Source organism: Paenibacillus sp. FSL W7-1279 (assembly GCF_037969845.1).
Taxonomy (GTDB): Bacteria; Bacillota; Bacilli; order Paenibacillales; family Paenibacillaceae; genus Paenibacillus_AQ.
Genome location: NZ_CP150215.1, coordinates 1,745,595 through 1,764,178, shown reverse-complemented (window position 1 = coordinate 1,764,178; position 18,584 = coordinate 1,745,595). Strand labels below are relative to the sequence as shown.

Annotated in this window: 17 protein-coding genes; 10 read left to right on the top strand and 7 right to left on the bottom strand. The window is 49.5% G+C overall.

Annotated elements, in window-relative coordinates; translation table 11 throughout:
* Positions 1-150: 150 nt before the first annotated feature.
* Entirely contained in the window at positions 151-519 is a 369-nt protein-coding gene (locus MKY82_RS07430; RefSeq protein ID WP_220686204.1) for a hypothetical protein, read from the bottom strand.
* Positions 520-595: 76 nt separating this feature from the next.
* Positions 596-1,258 (bottom strand): general stress protein, encoded by a 663-nt coding sequence (locus MKY82_RS07425; protein WP_194541403.1) that lies wholly within the window; start codon positions 1,256-1,258, stop codon positions 596-598.
* A 235-nt stretch (positions 1,259-1,493) separates the two neighbouring features.
* Between MKY82_RS07425 and MKY82_RS07420 the strand changes: the two genes are divergently transcribed.
* Together MKY82_RS07420 and MKY82_RS07415 are read left to right on the top strand one after the other, a co-directional pair.
* Positions 1,494-2,447 carry a hypothetical protein gene (locus tag MKY82_RS07420; protein ID WP_194541402.1) on the top strand — a complete coding sequence of 318 codons (954 nt, stop codon included), beginning with the start codon at positions 1,494-1,496 and terminating at the stop codon, positions 2,445-2,447.
* A gap of 72 nt (positions 2,448-2,519) precedes the next feature.
* Entirely contained in the window at positions 2,520-2,759 is a 240-nt protein-coding gene (locus MKY82_RS07415) for an NHLP leader peptide family RiPP precursor (protein WP_194541401.1), read from the top strand.
* A 94-nt stretch (positions 2,760-2,853) separates the two neighbouring features.
* Here the strand turns inward: MKY82_RS07415 and MKY82_RS07410 are convergent, their stop codons facing one another.
* The 3 genes from MKY82_RS07410 to MKY82_RS07400 all read right to left on the bottom strand — a co-directional run bounded on the left by MKY82_RS07410 (position 2,854) and on the right by MKY82_RS07400 (position 8,456).
* On the bottom strand, positions 2,854-4,743 hold the full coding sequence (locus MKY82_RS07410) for an ATP-binding protein (protein WP_339295833.1): 1,890 nt from the start codon (positions 4,741-4,743) through the stop codon (positions 2,854-2,856).
* Between the two features lie 149 nt (positions 4,744-4,892).
* Positions 4,893-6,809, bottom strand: coding sequence for an ATP-binding protein (locus MKY82_RS07405; RefSeq protein WP_339295832.1), 1,917 nt, complete (start codon positions 6,807-6,809; stop codon positions 4,893-4,895).
* A gap of 195 nt (positions 6,810-7,004) precedes the next feature.
* Positions 7,005-8,456 (bottom strand): SulP family inorganic anion transporter, encoded by a 1,452-nt coding sequence (locus tag MKY82_RS07400; protein ID WP_071223508.1) that lies wholly within the window; start codon positions 8,454-8,456, stop codon positions 7,005-7,007.
* Positions 8,457-8,798: 342 nt separating this feature from the next.
* Between MKY82_RS07400 and MKY82_RS07395 the strand changes: the two genes are divergently transcribed.
* From MKY82_RS07395 to MKY82_RS07380, 4 genes are all read left to right on the top strand, one after another.
* On the top strand, positions 8,799-9,497 hold the full coding sequence (locus MKY82_RS07395) for a hypothetical protein (RefSeq protein ID WP_194541398.1): 699 nt from the start codon (positions 8,799-8,801) through the stop codon (positions 9,495-9,497).
* Positions 9,498-9,777: 280 nt separating this feature from the next.
* Positions 9,778-9,954 (top strand): hypothetical protein, encoded by a 177-nt coding sequence (locus MKY82_RS07390; protein ID WP_201259445.1) that lies wholly within the window; start codon positions 9,778-9,780, stop codon positions 9,952-9,954.
* Positions 9,955-10,046: 92 nt separating this feature from the next.
* Positions 10,047-10,439, top strand: a complete 393-nt coding sequence (locus MKY82_RS07385) for a hypothetical protein (protein WP_220686208.1) — start codon at positions 10,047-10,049, stop codon at positions 10,437-10,439.
* 243 nt (positions 10,440-10,682) lie between these two features.
* Positions 10,683-11,405, top strand: coding sequence for a peptidylprolyl isomerase (locus tag MKY82_RS07380; RefSeq protein ID WP_339296648.1), 723 nt, complete (start codon positions 10,683-10,685; stop codon positions 11,403-11,405).
* Positions 11,406-11,572: 167 nt separating this feature from the next.
* Here the strand turns inward: MKY82_RS07380 and MKY82_RS07375 are convergent, their stop codons facing one another.
* Entirely contained in the window at positions 11,573-13,705 is a 2,133-nt protein-coding gene (locus tag MKY82_RS07375; protein ID WP_339295831.1) for a class I SAM-dependent methyltransferase, read from the bottom strand.
* A gap of 170 nt (positions 13,706-13,875) precedes the next feature.
* On the opposite strand from MKY82_RS07375, the gene MKY82_RS07370 reads away from it, so the two are divergent.
* The 3 genes from MKY82_RS07370 to MKY82_RS07360 all read left to right on the top strand — a co-directional run bounded on the left by MKY82_RS07370 (position 13,876) and on the right by MKY82_RS07360 (position 16,981).
* Entirely contained in the window at positions 13,876-14,595 is a 720-nt protein-coding gene (locus MKY82_RS07370; RefSeq protein ID WP_220686211.1) for a 3-ketoacyl-ACP reductase, read from the top strand.
* Positions 14,596-14,842: 247 nt separating this feature from the next.
* Entirely contained in the window at positions 14,843-15,766 is a 924-nt protein-coding gene (locus MKY82_RS07365; protein WP_194541393.1) for an AEC family transporter, read from the top strand.
* A 33-nt stretch (positions 15,767-15,799) separates the two neighbouring features.
* Positions 15,800-16,981: a PatB family C-S lyase gene (locus MKY82_RS07360; protein ID WP_339295830.1), complete on the top strand. Its 1,182-nt coding sequence runs from the start codon at positions 15,800-15,802 to the stop codon at positions 16,979-16,981.
* A 119-nt stretch (positions 16,982-17,100) separates the two neighbouring features.
* Here MKY82_RS07360 and MKY82_RS07355 read toward each other — a convergent pair whose 3' ends face one another.
* Positions 17,101-17,628, bottom strand: a complete 528-nt coding sequence (locus MKY82_RS07355; RefSeq protein WP_194541391.1) for a hypothetical protein — start codon at positions 17,626-17,628, stop codon at positions 17,101-17,103.
* 174 nt (positions 17,629-17,802) lie between these two features.
* Between MKY82_RS07355 and MKY82_RS07350 the strand changes: the two genes are divergently transcribed.
* Positions 17,803-18,396 (top strand): M15 family metallopeptidase, encoded by a 594-nt coding sequence (locus MKY82_RS07350; protein ID WP_194541390.1) that lies wholly within the window; start codon positions 17,803-17,805, stop codon positions 18,394-18,396.
* The last annotated feature ends 188 nt before the right edge of the window (positions 18,397-18,584 follow it).

Sequence of the window (18,584 nt, the reverse complement as noted above, 5' to 3'; positions counted from 1 at the left end):
GGTCATGTGCACCCTTTTTATTTAATTGGTTATGGATCTGAATCTATTACCCGACAGTACAGCGCTGCTATTCATACCAACGATGGTCGTTCGCCTATTTTTAACTGGATATGTGCCCTTCACCTCCGTTTCCACATAGGATGAAATAACCTATCTGATAGAAAGAGGTGCATGGCTTGAGTCATCATCCAAAAAGAGGCCTGCAATCCCAAACAAGCCTGGGTATTCCAGGGCTTTTCCCCGGATACCCGTTCTATCCTTATCCATACTATCCACCTTATTATCCGATCTATCCTTTCCCTCCGTTTTATCCGGGATATCCCGGTCACGGATTTCCTGGACACGGATTTCCTGGACACGGGCATGGACATGGCCCATGGCATCCTGGCGGACCGGGACACGGACCGGGTCCGTGGCATCCAGGCGGTCCTGGTGGTCCCAGACACGGACACGGTCCTGTCGGCGGTCCCGGTTACGGGCCGAGGGGAGCACAGAGACTGCGCAGTAAGCGGTAAACACTCGCTAACGCGCATAACAACCCGCCCGGTTCATCCCGGGCGGGTTGTTATTGATAATCCATATCTATAAATGGCCTTTACCGTCTCTTCGAGATCTCATCCCGATCCGGACTTATGGCACCGCCATTACCATCACCATAACCTTGATACAGATTAGGGTCCGGAACCGCATCCTCGGTGGCAGCCGCTGCTTCGGAGCGTGAATCTACCGGCGCACCGGAACCGCTATAGGTGCCTTCCTCACGGTAATGATGTTCATTAAGGGCGCTATTGCTGCGGAATATATCATATACCCGGCCACCGTTCGTTTCATCTGCATCCACCATGACCAGAATATGGCCTTCATCTACATAGCCCCCATATTCCTCGGCTTGCTCTTCCGGAATTCCGAGTCCAATGAGACCGCCTACCAATCCGCCCGCGCCGGCGCCAACGGCTGCTCCCGTAAGGGTTGCCGCGATCGGACCAGCCGCGACGATCGGACCAATGCCTGGAATGGCCAATGCACCTAAGCCGGCCAGCAATCCGGTTACGCCGCCTAACACACCGCCTGTAGCCGCACCGGATGCCAAGCCCTCAGGCGCCTTGGTGCCGGTCTCCTCCTGAATATGAGAAGATTCTCCGCGATCTTTGGCAATGACAGAGATTTCATCGGCTCTGAAACCTTGCTGCTTTAGTTCCTCAATGGCCCGGGTTGCTTCCTGCTCCGTCCGAAAAGCTCCTACAATTTTCTGAGTCATATGAATTCCTCCTAATGGTCATTTTCGGTTATCGCTGTACATTCCTAACTTAAACGCCAGCCGCCATAATCAAACAAAAAAACTGATGTAGTGTCTGTAATAGGCCTCCCCGCAGCACCAATAACCCCATAATTATCCAGTTTTAAAGACTGGTAATATTTAACTTTATAAATATTCATGTTAATATAGCAAGTAAGCACTTGTACCTTAAAAATAGAATAGGGTTGGTGATTGCATGAACTGGTTCAAGCCGTTCGAGGACGATCTTGCTGCCGCATTCTCTGTCTGCGAAGCAAGGTTATCCGAGCTCCCTGCTCCCTTGAATGAAATCGGTCTTTCCTACTTGAGAAAGTTTGACGTGTTCGAGCAGGACAGTTCCAAAAATTACATTTGTTATCTGCTTCCATTCTGGATGAAAGAACTGACCGAACTCCCCGCCGATGTATACCGACACCTCTCAGCGGCCAACATTATCGGCATGTTATACTACTTCATTCAAGACGACATAATGGACTCGCCCCATGACAGTCAGTCTTCCACAGATTCGAAACATCATCTCGCACTTGCTAACCTGCTGTATTACGAATTTCTCACATCCTATCAACCCTATTTTCCAGCAAACTCCGACTTCTGGTCTTATTTCAAAAACTACACGTTTGAATGGTCGGAAGGCGTTATCCATGAAACCCAGGATGATTACTTCAAGCACAACCCTATCATGGTTGCAAAAAAGGCAGCTCCCGTAAAGCTGGGAAGCACGGCAGCATTGCTTTTATCTGATCAAGCAGGCCTCATTCCACGAACGAATGATGTAATGAACCATGTTTTGCTTACCTTGCAGATGATGGACGATTGGACCGATTGGAAACAGGATCTTGCGGATGGCAGCTACAATTGTCTGCTGTCTCTCATTAAATCGGAATTGGGACGACCACGCGACACGAATCTGACGATGGCCGAAGTTCAAGAAGCCATCTATATCAACAACGCGTTGAAGCCCTATGCAGACATTGCGGCAGCGACCCATGCCTTTCTCTTATCGGTAGATATAGACGCCCCCCATCTCATCTCCTTTCATCAAACGATGGTGGACGAGCTTCAAGCCGAAGCAAATCATATCGAAAACAGTAAAGAAACCCTTTCTTTTGGCGGATTAAACTATTACTTGTCTATTCTAAGCAAAAAATAATAGATTTTATATTTGTTCCATGGTATTCTTTAAGAGTAAAAAATAACCAATTTATTTGAAAGGGTGATTCTTATGACGACAGAAGCCATCTTTCAAACACAATTGATTCAAAAAGCTTGGGAGGATCCTAGCTTTAAGGCAAAATTGCTTAGCGATCCGAAATCCGCCATCAAGGAAGTTCTTGGGGTGCGGATTCCCGACCACATCGAGATTCGAACGCTTGAAGAGAACCCTAACGAGCTGTATCTGGTCATTCCTCCGAATCCATCAGGCGTGATCAAGTCAGAAGCCACAGCAAAAGCCATCTGGTAAAGACTACATAACAGCTTGGACATTTCATAAATAGATGTTATCGGCACAAAGAGTGGGGACGATCGCCGTCAAAGCGCTGCCGCAGCTTAGCGAATTATTCGCCAGCTGCGGGAAGCGTAATGACAGCATCCGTCCCCACTCCTTTTTTACTCGTAAAATAAATGTCTCCATTCATGGCCTCGATAATTCGGAAGGTCACCATCAGACCAAGCCCCGTGCCCTTGGTTTTGTTGGAGAAATAAGGCTCTCCCAGCCGTGCCAACACATCCGGCTCCATCCCTTCGCCATTATCTATAACATGAATAAATACCTGGTCCTGCTGACGATAGCACCTTATATGAACCAATCCCTCTTCGCCCAGCGCCTCGATGCTATTCTTAACAATGTTGATAAAAGCCTGCTTAAATTTCGAGGAATTCCCCCGAATCGTAATATCCTCCGGAATATCAACGGTAATCCTGCCTCCTTGGAGGTGGGCAAGCGGACCAAGTATGCCTTCGATATGTTTAAACTCCTCCGCAACCCGTAGCACGGTGTCTTTGCCGAATTCCGGTTTGGCAAAGGTCAAGAAATCCGTAATAATGCCGGATGCACGGTCTAATTCCACCAAAGCCAAATCCAAATATTCGCGTTCCGTGGCTTGGGCTTTTCCAGTTAGAAGCTGCAGGAATCCCCGCGTAACTTGCAGCGGGTTACGAACCTCATGCGCAACCGATGCTGCAAGCTCACTGATGATCTCCATTTTCTCCGATCGCTGCAGTTCATTGTTGAACATCTCAAGCTCCTTGGAGTATTGAAGAATCCGTTCGTGGTTTTTGGCAAAATGCCGTCCCAGAATGACAATCAAGGCAATAATGAAGCTGACAATCCCCCATTTCCAGAGGAAGAGATTGTAGCTGCCACGGGTGAGGAAAAATTGCAGCAGCTCGCTTAAGCCCACAACTGCGAAGATTGCAAAGCCTGCATTAAAAATAACAGCGTCCTTATTACCCTTCACGGCATAATACATGGAGCTTCCGACCAGCAAAACAAATTGAACGATCATCACAATACCCATTACATGAACGGAGAAGAAATAATACAGATCGAACCATTGATTCGAACCCCATTGATTAACAATCAGAAACAGCCCGCAAAACAGCGAGTAAAATATCTGGAACTTGCGGAGTTTGCGCAGCAAGCCCTTCCAGCCGGGTCCAAAGATGGTTTCAAAAAAGAGACTGAACGAAGGAAGTAAGATAAATAATGAGATGTCATATAAGTGAGTGTAAATATTTCCATATTGATTAAAAATCGTATAAAGAAACGGGGAGTATGTAAACACCAGTATGCCTACAGATAAAATAATGCACGAAAGGGATAATACAGCGACCAAATATTTTCTATTCAAAAAAATAGCGCAGATCAACATCACCAATGCGATAAATATAAAGGCGCTCCCAAGAATGATGTCCATTAAATTCGACTTGATAAACCGATTAAACATGTCCTGATAATCGCCGACAAGGATTTTCCCTTCAATCGTCACATGATCTCTAGTGGTCTCCAGCCAGATGTGAAGGTCCTTGCCGAGCATGTTCTGATGCAGAGGAAGCAAGATGTAATTAAGCTCATAATTGTACGTTCGGGTAGATTCGTAAATCTTCTCATGGTTCGCATAAACCGCAACCTGCTGTCCGTGGAGCTTATCAATCAAAATGCCAGGGGATGTGGATGCGATCTCGGGAATCTTCATATGAATCCACGCGGATGCCTTGGTATGCGGCTTAAAAGGCTTCGAATCACCGGCCGAAGTTTCCATCCAGTCATTGATATGGACGGGGACGCTCTCTGGTATCCCCCGGGACTCCGACCAGAGGATTCTCCACTCCTTAATCGCTGCACGAACTGCCGTTTCTTCGGTGGCAAAGACAAGCCTGGGGAGCCCCTGGCTTAAAGTAAATACGATGATCAGGAACACAGCGATTCTCCATCCAGACTTCATTGACGCACCTCAAACATTATAATGAGTGAAACTCTTACTGTGTTATTCGATGCAACAAAACCTTCCACCTTCTAAAATTCGGAAAAATGATAAAATTTTCTATTATAGATGTAACAAAGAGAGACACCGTTATGGTATCTCTCTTCCATTTATACTTCCGATTCCTGCGTAGCAGGTACGGCCGGAAAGCGTATAATGGCCTCGGTCCCGCTGCCCTTCTCACTAACAAAATGAATGGTGCCATGCATCGCTTCGATGATTCGAATGGTAACCATCAAGCCAAGCCCCGTCCCTTTGGATTTATTGGAGAAGTAAGCCTCGCCAAGTCTCTCAAGATCGGCAGCATCCATTCCGATGCCGTCATCTTTGATATGAATGACCACTTCTTCTCCCTTGGCATAGGCCCATATGCGAATAACCCCTTCTCCATCCAGTGCTTCGATACTATTCTTGACGATATTAATCATCGCTTGTTTAAGTTTGGAAGAATTACCCTTCATGAATAATTCCTTTGCGTTATCCAGCTCGATCGAGCCTCCGCTAAGATTGGCAAGCGGCAGCAGGATGCCTTTTACGTGCTTCAACTCTTCATACACATTCAGCTTGGTCTCGTTCTCTAATTGAGGCTTAGCAAATGTGAGGAAATCCGTGATGATTCCCGAAGCCCGATCCAGCTCCTTCAGCGCCAGGCCAAAATACTCCTTCTCCGCCTGTTTGGTGTTCTGTGCCAGCAGCTGCATGAAGCCGCGTGTCACTTGCAGTGGATTACGAACCTCGTGTGCTACTGAGGCGGCCAGCTCGCTGATGATCTCCATCTTCTCCGATCGCTGAAGCTCATTATTAAACATCTCCAGTTTCCTGGAATACTGCAGCACTTGCTCATGGCTGCGGACGAATTTACGGCCCAGCATGACGATCAAGGAGACAATCAGTCCGATAATGCCCCACTTCCATAAAAAGAAATGATATTCCCCGTCATGGTAATAAAAAGCCAGCAGATCTCCGAGCGTCGCTAACGCCATTATCCCAAAGCCTACAGAAAAGATATAAGCGTCCTTGTTCCGCTTGGATGCATACAGAATCGTAGTACCGACCAGCAGCAGCATCTGCAGGATAATCAGAATACCCAGGATCTTCACCGAAACCAAATAGTAGATCTCGTAAAATGAATGATGGCTGACCACATGGGCAACTAGAAATATCAGGCATATGACGGAATAGGCTATTTGAAATCTTCGGCAGTAGCGAATGACTCGATAGGGCCCGGGGCCATACATATTCTCAAAATAGTAATACAGCGCCGGCAGCACGGCGAAGAGTGAAATATCAAACACCGAGACCCACACGCTGCCTTGCTCTCCATAGAAAGTGTATAGGAACGGTGAATACGTAATAAGCATAGCCCCGCTTGCCAGAATAACCACGCTAAGCGACAGCCAGCTGGATACCGTATGCTTCGGGAGGAACAAGCAGCAAAAGAACATGACCACCGCAATAAACAGAAACGAGCTGCCCAATATGAAATCTTCCAGGTCCTTCTTGATAAAGTTTCCACGCAAATGCTCATATTCGCCAAGTATAATATCGCCTTCGATGCCTAACGTCATATCCTTTACGCCGTTCGTCCATATATAAACGGTCTTGCCGGCATCATCCGGATGGACCGGAAGCAGAAGAGAATGATTCGTGTACATATAGTCTCGCTTGGCTTCATACATCTGTTCATTCTCCAAGAAAGCCACAACATCCTGTCCCTTGATGCGGTCAATCATGATGGCCGAATGTTTCCAAGGGAGAGCAGGTAAAGTAAAACGATTCCATGCTGAATACACCCCATCTGACTCGGGGGGGCCCTTCTTGTCTGGTATTCCCGCCAACCAGCTTCTTCCCTGCAGGTTGACCGGCGAAACAACCTCCTGTTGTTCGTTATCCCACATAAACTGCCAATCGGATATCACGATTTGAGAACTCTTTGCGTCCGATTTTCCCGGTGATATGGTCGATATAATCAGCAGCAGCGGCACCACCAGCAGAAGCAGGAATATGGATTTGGGCATATCCTTCATCTAGTCAGCACCTCTAACCGTCTATAGTCAATAAAAGTCCGCATCTTCTCCGTCTTGCCGATTCGACAAACTTCGTGTTCATTTACAATCAATATAACATGAAACGTCTGTTCCGTTTGTAAATTTTTTATTACATACAGGCAAATGAAAAGGGATCGCCCTTAACCCTAAGGTTAAAAGCAATCCCTTACACCTCTAGTGTGTGGAGCTTGAAGCAAGGCCGACTTTATCAACCATCCGCTGACTTTCGTCGTTCAACCCCACGAGCCTGATGTCTTTACCCGCTTCCTTGTACTTATTCAATACCTTGGAAATAGCATTGGTGGCTGACTGATCCCATACATGGGATTTGGAAAAATCAATCACGACCTGCTCAGGGTCCTCATTTACGTCAAACAGGTTTACAAAATACATCATCGTTCCGAAAAATAACTGTCCCCGGATTTCGTATACCTTCGTACCGTTTGGCTGCACATGCGGTACGGCATGGATTTTTGCCATTTTCCAGCCGAAATTCAGCGCGCTTAATATAATTCCGATCATGACCCCGATGGCCAGATTATGCGTGGCCACCACGATGATTACCGTTGCCAGCATGACTATGGCATCACCTAGTGGTACACGATGAAGTGTGCGAAGCGATCCCCATTCAAATGTACCGATGGAAACCATAAACATGACCCCGACAAGCGCTGCCATCGGAATTTGTTTCACGACATCACCGAGCACAATGATCAGAAACAGCAGGAACACACCGGATACCAGCGTTGATAACCGGGTGCGACCGCCTGATTTGACATTAATCACTGTCTGTCCGATCATGGCGCAACCGGCCATGCCGCCGAAGAAACCAGTGATCACGTTGGAAACACCCTGCCCGCGGATTTCGCGGTTCTTGTCGCTGCCGGTCTCCGTCATCTCATCCACGAGTGACGCCGTCAGCAGCGATTCCGTCATCCCGACGACAGCAAGAGCCAGAGATATAGGCAATATCGTCATGATCATATCCAAACTGATGGTTACATTCGGAATGTGGAAGAACGGAAGAGCCTGCGTAATGTTGCCCATGTCGCCCACCGTTTGCACAGGAGCTTTGAACCACACCGCGATGATGGTCATCACAATGATGGCAACTAGCGCCGAAGGAACTGCTTTGGTAATCAGCGGCAGCAAGTAGATGATAAGCAGCGTTCCGATGACCATCAAGTACATGGGCCACGACTCGCCCTTGAAATTCGGAAGCTGGGCCAGAAATATGATGATGGCCAGCGAGTTCACGAATCCGGTGATGACCGGCTGGGGAACAAATGTAATAAACCGCCCGAATTTGAGCGCCCCCATCAACAATTGCAAAATACCTGTAAGAATGGTTGCCGCATACAAATACTCGATCCCGTGCATCGCCACGAGCGGCCCCATTAATGACGCCATGGCCCCTGTTGCTGCGGAGATCATGCCGGGACGGCCGCCAAAGAATGAAATACTGACTGCTATCACAAAAGAGGCATAGAGTCCAACCATGGGATCGACGCCAGCCATGATGGAGAATGCGATCGCTTCCGGTATGAGAGCGAACGCTACCGTCAATCCTGACAAAATATCCCTGCGCGAGTTGCCAAAGAAGCCTTGTTTAATCCATTGAAACAAAGTCCTGATCACTTCCTGTTCTATTATAGTGGTTTGACAATCCACTCTCAGGATTGTCCTGGTCCGATAATCACTTTTTCGATTATAACGGGATCATTTCAAAATTTCATTATTCAATTTAAGGAACCTATCCCACGATATCATTCATTTTCTCCCGTTTGTCTTGAATTACGTCCATTTTTCCAATTTAAAAATATTCATAATACGGCAAATGACAGGGAAAGATAAAACTTGTTTGGTTTATCATAACCTGAAAAGATCCAAGATTCATTCTTGATTCAGCGGGTAAAGTCGAAGTATAGAAACCTATTGTATTTGAACTCTTGGAAGGAGATGGACCCTATGCGAGACGAAAATAACCGCAATACGCTGGCAGATTTGACATATTTGGAATTCGAGGCCAAACGGAGAGTCGAGGATACGGACATGATTCCACAAGATGATCTGAGAGACGTCAACACCTACACGGAGCAAAGCCTAAGCAGCGAAGACGCGGACCACATCGCCTACGATCAGAATGAAGCTGCGCCTGCGGATGCGAAACCTGACGAACGTCTGAACCCGGATCACAGCGCCATCGATGCATGGGAAGCGACCGGTGCCGATCCCGATCAGCGGACCATTGCCGACGAGAGAAACTTTTCCTCCTCGGGGCTGGCCGAAGCAGACCGAATCGAACGGGATCGACCAGTCGATGAAACTTACATTCGCGATGTCGCAGATGATGTAACGAGTCGGGAATGGCGAGCTGTCGAAGGTGAGCCCCCTTCTCGCCCCGGAGACGAAATTATCGGCCAATATTCCGGCGATACAGAACGGCGGCTTGCAGCTGACGCTTCATTAACCGGCAGCGGAACTGCGTTTTTAAATCAGGACATTTTTACGAATTACCCGACCGAAGAAGATGAATACCAGCCGCTGGAGGATGTACCGGATGCGGACGCCATAGCGGCTAACAGCCCGGTGGACCCAGCCGCCCCGCCAACGGAACAGATGCACGGTACCGATCTACTAAACGGCAGCCATGGTGAGGACGACTAAACCTGCAAAACCCGCCTCTCCTAATAGGAAGGCGGGTTTTATACTTGTATGGGTTCGATCCTCTATTTTCCGAATATGATATCCAGCCAGCCGAGAAATGACATCCACAGCAGGATGCCGATCAAGGTACCCCATATGAGTGCTGTTAATATGTTTCCCTTTCTTTCCATGCCTATGCCTCCCATACAACATCTTTTATAGTAAAACAGTATGGGTCGAGCTATCAGTTCTTATACTAGCCAACCATTTCAAAGACTAGATTTGATAGGAGGAACAGCCGATGAAGAAGCATCCTGACGAGAACCCACGTTTAGTGACCGAACGCGACATTGATGAGGATTTTGGCCTGTTTGTCGAGGATTCATATCCGGACAGTATCCCGATACCCGACAGCATCAAACACGAGAAGCCGGATGGCAGTGAAACGAGCAACCGCGGAAACTCTTCATCTTCCTGATCCTTCACACCGGAAATGTAACCTCTACGTTCACCCAAGTCATACCTTCCAACATACACTACACCATACGACCCTGGAAGGATGATGCTGATATGAAAGGATTGCCGATCCATCCCTGCGGACATAAAATCACGCTGCAGCAGCGGCTGGCCTCTTTAACCGGTCATCTGGTAGAAGTCAACGCACCGAACACCGGTTTACAACCCGGACGTTTGCAGCGGGTATTCCCGAAAAATTTCATCAAGGTACAGGGCGAGCTCTTTGTGCCGTCCAGTCTCAACTCGGTTCGGGTATTTGATGTCAAGCCGCCGGGCAAAACGGTGCTGGTAGGCGTGCGGACCACCTTCTCTACCCGTGGTGCCTTTAACCGGATCCGTCTGGTCAGAATCGGAGCCGATTTTATTGAATTGCTCGCCAAGGATAAGAACCGTTCCCGGATTTTGCTCCCATTAAACAAAGTGGAGGGCATATTCCCGGTGAAGTAGAGACAGTTAAACGTTTTCCTTTTCCTCAAGCTTCCAGACTTGCGACAAGTCCGGAGGCTTATTTTTTGATTATGGATACTCAGGCAGGACCGACTCTGGCTTCTGTGACATTACGTCGATAACGTTTTCCTATAGATTATGTATACTCACCTTTTTCGATTTTCAGTACTTGTCCAACCTGTGCTAAAATATGATACAGATTAAATACTTAAGGCTTGATAAGGAATACAGGAGGAATCAATGATGTTGAAACGCAGAACACGCTGGATGCCCGCCCTATTCGTCATCCTGGCGCTGCTGCTCGTGATGACGGCATGCGGTCAGAATGACAAGGGAGCCGAAAGCGGCGCAGGCGGCGGAACGGGTTCGACGACCGGGGCAACAGCACCCGAAGCGGAACCGCCGAAGGAAACCGAGGTTAAGCAGAACGTGCCGGACCCGAACGCCAGCCACCCTATCGTTACCATTGAGATGGAGAACGGCAAAACGATAAAGCTTGAGCTTTATCCGGAGGTTGCGCCGAACACGGTGAACAATTTCATCTCCCTGGTGGAGCAAGGATTCTACGATGGGACAGGCTTTCACCGCGTCATCCCCGGCTTCATGATTCAGGGAGGCGACCCTGACGGTAACGGAACGGGGGGACCCGGCTACGCTATTCCCGGCGAATTTACGTCCAACGGCTTTCAGAATGACCTGAAGCATACGACAGGCGTATTATCGATGGCCCGGGCGCAGGATCCAAACTCCGCCGGATCGCAATTCTTCATCATGGTTGCGGATGCACCTTCGCTGGATGCTCAGTACGCATCCTTCGGAAAGGTGATCGAAGGAATGGAAACCGCAGAGGAGATCGTGGGTTTGGAGCGGGATCAAATGGACAAACCGCTTGAGGTTCCCGTCATGAAGAAAGTGACGGTTGATACGCTCGGCAAGGATTACCCGGATCCCAAGAAGCAGGAATAGCATCTCTTCGGACTAGCATTGCCTCGCAAGTTCATGGCATTGGCACACATCCCGGATCTCTTGTAAATACAGGCCATACCGGCAGGTTTAACGACACAACAAAACAAGACCCGTACGCTGAAATGAGCGTGCGGGTCTCTTTTTTAAGTTACAGCCTGTTGTCTCTTCTAGGAATGGGCCGGCTTCTCGATGACGTACAAGCAAGTGCTGTCAGGCAGCTTCACCGGCTTCCCATCTTCATCCATGAATTCGATTCGATCAGCCAATGCCTCGGCATATCCTTCCTGCAGATAATGCTGCTGCACGCGGATGATCGCCTCAGGACCTAGCGTCCTGCGTATACATTCCGCATACTGCGTAGGCGTAAAGTAGCCAAACTGCTCTTGCACTTCATGAACGTAAGCTTCAGCGCCCCAAGTATAGGTGTACAGGAACTCCATTGCATCGTTTACGGGCATGCGCACTTCCGCCTCGGCCAGCTGCTCGTATGATATGACCCGCCCTTTGAAATCCGAGGCATATCGGATCAGCCATTCCATACCGTCGGCCTCAAGAAAGCGGATCCTTCTCCAGGCATCCTCGGGCTCAGTCATAATCCCGTCACGGATGATGATGCGCCCCCCTGGAGCAAGCACGTCATAGGCACTGAGCAAGGCTGCCTCCACGGTTGCCGTATTGAAGCGTGAACCGTCCGTCTCAATGTACGAATACAACTCATGTAAGATTGAAGAGAAGATAACCGTATCCACACTCCCCGGCTCCACGTAATCCCTGAGGTTCAGCGCGTCCCCCTTCATCACTTCCCATGCTTTGTGCTCCAAACGTTTACGTTTCTCCAGCGCTTCAATCACGTTCGAGGAGATGTCGATCCCGACCGGACGAGCTTGCGGCAGCCGTTCCTCGATCAGGTCAAGCAGCACGCCGCCTCCGGGCCCGATATCCAGCACCGACGTTCCCGTAATATAATCCAGAATCACTTTTTTATAATCTCCCGTGCTGTTCATATCGCTCAAATAACTCTCTTCGTTATGAAATCTATCGTAGGCGTCGCGGCGAAGGCCGAATAGGTCGAACAGGAGCAGGACCGCTTTCTCATAGAGGGGCGATTTCTCCGCTTCGATGCAAAATTCAATTAGTTTCTCCGCTGCTTGCGAGAATTCGAAGGTAAAAAATATCGTATCCGGCAGCTCCGGCTTCCGTTCAATCCGGTGGCTCAGATGCGGGTTGGCCATCACCGACCCATGAAGGCAAGACGTCCAATCCGTTTGGCGCAAATATTGCTCAATCATTCTCTTCTTATATACGTTCAGCTTCTTGACGCCTTTGTAATCGTAATACATATCGTTCATCAGCGGCTCAAAGCTTAAGTGGTTCACCGAATCCGGTAGCAGCCGATCCCCCTGCCCCTCCGCAAGCGGCTGATCCATGTCCCGCTTCTCCGAATGGAGAGCAAGCAGGAGAACCTTCACGAATTCTTCCAACGAGAAATCCTGCAAGGCGGCTTCCACGTACCAGAGCGTCATATCCTGAAATCCATGCAGAACAGCTGGCAGATCACACTGCTCACGAATCCCATGAAGCTGCTTATCGAAGTCTTCTCCGCGGGCAATCGAAACGGATCGAAGACGGCGCAGCCGTTCCTCGTAAGTCCACCGATCCGGTACGGTCCCTTCAGCAAGATTCCGAATAAGCTGAGTTATTTCTTCCTGAACGGAATGCCAGAGCTCCTCCGATACGCCGCCGATGATGCAGTGATTCAAGGGGATTAGCAGCCGGATCAACTCCTCCGCGGTCAGCCGTCCTTCCTCCGTAAGCTTATGCAGCGGCAGATTCTCCTCAAAAGCGACTTCCCCGCGAATGTGTTGCCCGAGCAGTCCATGGGTAAGTATGAGTGTATGGACCATCTCCTCATGCGGAGACATGGTTCCGTTGCCGTCCCGGATATGTCTCTCGTATAACTGGGCAGACCCGATATTATGAAGGAACAAGTTCATACCCGACTGCTGCCAGCGAAGGCGATCCCGCATCGTTCCGCCCTTGGCCGTTTCCGCCCACACCAGTACTTCTTCCAGCAGTTCTTTGATCCAATAGGAAACAGGCAGCGAATCCAGTATCTTCAATGTACGTTCTACATAATCGAGCACGGGGTTGGCATGTGCCAATTGGCCAATGGACGTAATCCGTTCCAGATTCACGATTCGTTCTTCGGCTGATACCAGTTTCATTAACCATGGATACCTCTTGGCAGCCGCTTCATCCCCCTGCCGAAAAGCGGTTATGATATCCAGCGCGTGCAGCATAGATTGTTCCTCCACTTCCTGAAATAATAATGAACACGTTACGTTTTTTCGCTGCTACGATTATAACAAATTCCTGTCGATGGAATGCAAGCATTTGGTAGTAGCCGATGCTACAGGGTATACTGGTCAACGAAACCATATTTTTTATTGATGTGAAGGAGTGAGTGTACATGAGCCTGAAAAATAAAACAGCCCTCATCACGGGTGCAGGCAAAGGGATTGGACGCGCTCTGGCGATTGCTCTTGCCAAGGAAGGCGTGCACGTTGGGCTTGTCGCCCGTACGGCAGCTGATCTGGAGCCGCTGAGCGCCCTGGTTGCTGAACAATATGGTGTCAGAGCCGTGGCTGCAGTTGCCGACGTTTCCGTGCAGAGCGAGGCAGAGGCTGCGTTTGCAGCGGTAAACATGGAGCTCGGATCGGTAGACATTCTGATTAACAATGCGGGCATTGCCCAGTTCGGCAATCTGCTGGAAATGGAACCTGAAGCCTGGAAACGTATCGTTGACGTAAATCTGATGGGGACTTACTACATGACGCGCGCAGCGCTGCCCGGCATGATTGAGCATAACATGGGCGATATCATCAACATCTCTTCTACGGCCGGAGAGCGCGGATTCGCCACTGGCTCTGCCTATAACGCTTCTAAATTTGCCGTTATGGGACTGACCGAAGCCGTGCTCCAGGAGGTCCGCAAACACAACATTCGGGTGACCGCACTGACCCCAAGCACCGTGAACACGGATCTTGCCGTCAATGCCGGCCTGAAGATCGGGGACGAGGACCGGATGATGCAGCCGGAAGACGTAGCTGAGCTTGTGCTCGCTGCACTGAAGCTGCCGCAGCGGGTATTTGTCAAATCCGCCGGGATTTGGACAACCAACCCGCAATAATGGCGCGTCGACAGACGCACCTATTGCTACAGCCATTCAAGGGTGTTCCCTGGTCATCGGCCAAGGGAGCACCCTTTTTGCGTACAGCCTGGATATAAAGCGACCGTAACGCGGACAGCAACAATTGTTCTTTTTTCCATACGGAATCAAGTGTCAACAATCCGTTGTCATGATATAATGACATGGCGTCATACGACAGCCAGATAGTTACCTTAAGCTACACTCATGGAAAGAAGATGACAACAGCATGATCGCTGACATTTTACTAGAAGTGGTACTTCCCATCTTTGTCCTGATAGGTTTTGGCATCATTATGCAATATGCCTTCAAACTCGATTTGTACACACTCGCCAAAATCAACTTTTACTACATTACGCCTGCAGCGGTATTTATGAGTATGTACGAATCCAAAATGTCACCGCAGCTCCTGGGCATGGTGGCCTTATTCTATGCGCTCTATATCGGCGTGCTCTACGTGATCAGCATGCTGGTTGCCAAGCAGCGCAAATTCAATCGGGGGATGAGAGCTGCTTTTACCAACAGCCTTCTGCTCGATAATTCGGGAAACTACGGCCTTCCGATCAATGATCTGGCCTTCAAGGGAGACCCGATGGCCGGCTCGGTACAAGCGCTCATCATGTCTTTTCAGAGCCTCCTTACGTTCACGTACGGAGTTATTTCCATTCAGGGAGCCAAGACGGAAGGATTATACAAACAGGCCATCATCGGATTTCTAAAAATGCCCGTTCCTTATGCCCTCGTCATCGGCATTGTGCTGCATGCCCTGGCGTTGCCGCTCCCGGTCTTTATCTCACAGCCGCTGATGTATGCGGACCAATCCATGGTCGCGATCGCCCTGCTGACGCTTGGCGCACAGATCATTAAATATCCGCTCCGCCTGCGCCGGCTCGATGTTTACCTCAGCGTTCTGCTGCGTCTGCTGGTTGCGCCAGCCATCGGCATTCTGATCGTGCTGCTGCTCGGGCTAAAAGGCGTTCCGGCTCAAGCGCTGATCATTGCTTCAGGCATGCCGGTTGGCGTAAATTCATCCATTTTGGCGGAAGAATATCAGAATGAGCCTGATTTTGCTGCACAAACTGTCCTTATATCGACCATACTAAACGTAATTACAATTACCGGCTTAATTACATTAGCCAAATTTGTAGCTTAACGCTAACTCATCTCTGCTAGGAGGAATTTACATATGAATTTTGATCTTGCAATAGACCGAACCTGTACCGACTGTCAGAAGTGGGACAATGTTCCCACCATCTTCGGCGTGCCGGATGCGCTTCCGATGTGGGTGGCTGACATGGACTTTGCCGCTCCTCCCGCCGTTGTAAAGGCGCTCCATCAACGGGTGGAGCATGGTGTATTTGGATATACGTTCCCTTCCGACTCTTACCGTGAAGCGATATGCGACTGGATGGAGAAACGCCACAGCTGGAGTATTCAGCAGGAGTGGATTCAATTCTGTCCGGGTGTCGTTCCGGCACTCAGCCTGATCGTGGATGCGTTCACCGAGCCGGGCGATCAAGTCGTCATCCAGACGCCGGTCTATCCGCCGTTCTATAGCGTCGTTCAAGACCATGGCCGTGAGCTGGTGCATAATCCGCTGCTTCGAAGTGAGGACGGCGATTACTCGATGGATTTCGAAGACTTGGAGAAGAGCTTTTCTACAGGCAAAATCAAAATGCTCATTCTGTGCAGTCCGCACAACCCGGTGGGCCGGGTGTGGAGCAGAACAGAATTAGAGCGACTGGCTTCTCTCTGCCAGCAATACGATGTGCTTGTCGTATCCGATGAAATCCATGCGGATCTGGTGTTTGAATCCGGGGCGCATACGCCATTCGCTGCTCTGTCCGAGGATGCCGCAGAGCGTTCCATCATCTGCACCGCGCCAAGCAAGACATTTAATATCGCCGGTCTGAACACGGCAAACATTATCATTTCGAATGCGCAGCTGCGCAGCAAATTCCGCAAAATACTGAACCGTTACGCCATCGGCTCCATTACGCCGATGGGCGCCGCCGCCACCGAGGCCGCTTACCGTGAGGGCGAACCTTGGCTGGATGAACTCCTGGTTTATATCCGCGGGAACATGGAGCTGGTTGCGAATTACGCACAGGAGCATCTGCCCGAGCTGAAGGTGGTTATACCGGAGGCTACTTACCTGCTGTGGATTGATTTCCGTGGAATGGGCATGTCCCACGAGGACTTAAATCGCTTCCTGGTTCAAGAGGCGAAGCTTGGATTAAACAGCGGGGCGGCCTTCGGGAAGGAAGGCGAAGGTTTCATGCGCATGAACCTGGCTTGCACGCGCGCCACCGTCCATGAGGCGTTGTCTCGTCTGCATAATGCTGTCGAGGAATGGCGGAAAGCCTAAGGACATAAACTCAATCGCAAAAGGAGCCGCGCTATACGCGCAGCTCCTTTTTATTGCTTGCAAAATTTCGAACCCTGCCTAAACCTGTTATCCTGTTCCGTCCCTCCGATCGAGCAGTCTCACATCAAACTTCCGTTGTCGTCGGTACCGGAAGTCAGCCCCTCAATCGTTACGGCTCCATTCAGACTGTCGCCGGCCACCTGTCCCCGCTCCATCTGATAACCTGCGTCCAGCATCGAGCCGTCCAGCTGATGAAGCTGCTGGCTGACTTGGTCCATCTGCTGGAACAGCTGACGATGTCGATAAGCTTCGGCGTACCCGCTCTGCTGCGCAGTCTCGTCCATTTGCTCGAATGCCGTTTTGTTCTCGCCCAGCACCTGACGGTACTGCTCCGCTATAGATGTTCGGATATCCTGCACTGCGTTCATCATCCCATGCAAGACCATTCGGCAATTCACCAGCTCCTGCCGGACGGCAGAAGAAGTTTCAGGCGTAACCCCTGCCTGGGCGCTTTGAAGCTCGGCTTGGATATGGCTTAGCTCACTTACGATCATCCCGACTTCGCTCATTCCCCCGTTTTGCGCTGCAGCGGTCAATTGGCCCGATAGCTGGTTGAGTCTCATCGACATATTTTGAATGTTGCTCATTGCAATTCCCCCTTTTCCGGATAGCGTACATGTTTATGAATAGGATGCGATAAACCATGGATTGCTATTCATGTCGATATCTGGTCAGGGGGTCCCGTCTGTTGGAATACGGGACGGGATGCCGATATAATAGAGTAAGCCATCATATGAAAGTAGGTAGATTATAGAGTCCTCATGATCAAACGCAAAAAAACGACACTGTTCCTGATTGCTGCCTTATTACTCGCCATATTTTATATGCAGCTGCAAACCTCCATACCGGGATTCATCAACGATCTCGATTTTGATTTTAACAGTAAAGAAACACCTGAAGTCACCCAGCTCCACCCCTATGTATTACAGCAAAAAAATGAGCTTGTCCGCCTCACCAAGAAAAAAGGAATCACGATCATCATAACGGACGGTTACCGCAGCCATGAAGAGCAGACCCGCATCTACAATCAGGGGCGCAGCACTGAGGGCGACATCGTGACGAATGCCAAGGCCGGAGAATCCCTCCACAACTATGGACTTGCGATTGATTTTGCGCTAAGGCTAAAGGATGGAAGCGTCATCTGGGATATGGAATATGACGGGAACGGAAACGGCAAGGCTGACTGGATGGAAGTTGTGGAAATTGCCAAAGATTTAGGCTTCCAGTGGGGCGGCGATTGGGCCAACTTCCCGGATTATCCGCATCTGCAGATCGATTTTGGACTGACGATCCGTGATTTAAAACGGGGTAAACTCCCTCCCATGGACGCTTCCGAGACTTTGGAGGCAAAGTGAACGGCTAAGCAGCGCATGTCCGTCAAACCTTACGCATCACCTTTTAGATTAATGCCGACCAGATCGTTCTGGTCGGCATTTTTGACGTTGTTCTCTACCAAAACTTTTGATGATTCGTGATATCCAACTAAATGCTTGACATTCGATTCACCTTTTGGTTATATAGTCATATATATGAGTATATAACC

Excerpts from the sequence above, each read along its gene's own strand:
- MKY82_RS07350 (WP_194541390.1), top strand. The coding sequence starts at position 17,803 with ATGATCAAACGCAAAAAAACGACACTGTTCCTGATTGCTGCCTTATTA.
- MKY82_RS07415 (WP_194541401.1), top strand. The coding sequence starts at position 2,520 with ATGACGACAGAAGCCATCTTTCAAACACAATTGATTCAAAAAGCTTGG.
- MKY82_RS07410 (WP_339295833.1), bottom strand. The coding sequence starts at position 4,743 with ATGAAGTCTGGATGGAGAATCGCTGTGTTCCTGATCATCGTATTTACT.
- MKY82_RS07385 (WP_220686208.1), top strand. The coding sequence starts at position 10,047 with ATGAAAGGATTGCCGATCCATCCCTGCGGACATAAAATCACGCTGCAG.
- MKY82_RS07390 (WP_201259445.1), top strand. The coding sequence starts at position 9,778 with ATGAAGAAGCATCCTGACGAGAACCCACGTTTAGTGACCGAACGCGAC.
- MKY82_RS07360 (WP_339295830.1), top strand. The coding sequence starts at position 15,800 with ATGAATTTTGATCTTGCAATAGACCGAACCTGTACCGACTGTCAGAAG.
- MKY82_RS07425 (WP_194541403.1), bottom strand. The coding sequence starts at position 1,258 with ATGACTCAGAAAATTGTAGGAGCTTTTCGGACGGAGCAGGAAGCAACC.
- MKY82_RS07365 (WP_194541393.1), top strand. The coding sequence starts at position 14,843 with ATGATCGCTGACATTTTACTAGAAGTGGTACTTCCCATCTTTGTCCTG.
- MKY82_RS07395 (WP_194541398.1), top strand. The coding sequence starts at position 8,799 with ATGCGAGACGAAAATAACCGCAATACGCTGGCAGATTTGACATATTTG.
- MKY82_RS07420 (WP_194541402.1), top strand. The coding sequence starts at position 1,494 with ATGAACTGGTTCAAGCCGTTCGAGGACGATCTTGCTGCCGCATTCTCT.
- MKY82_RS07405 (WP_339295832.1), bottom strand. The coding sequence starts at position 6,809 with ATGAAGGATATGCCCAAATCCATATTCCTGCTTCTGCTGGTGGTGCCG.
- MKY82_RS07380 (WP_339296648.1), top strand. The coding sequence starts at position 10,683 with ATGTTGAAACGCAGAACACGCTGGATGCCCGCCCTATTCGTCATCCTG.
- MKY82_RS07370 (WP_220686211.1), top strand. The coding sequence starts at position 13,876 with ATGAGCCTGAAAAATAAAACAGCCCTCATCACGGGTGCAGGCAAAGGG.
- MKY82_RS07375 (WP_339295831.1), bottom strand. The coding sequence starts at position 13,705 with ATGCTGCACGCGCTGGATATCATAACCGCTTTTCGGCAGGGGGATGAA.
- MKY82_RS07355 (WP_194541391.1), bottom strand. The coding sequence starts at position 17,628 with ATGAGCAACATTCAAAATATGTCGATGAGACTCAACCAGCTATCGGGC.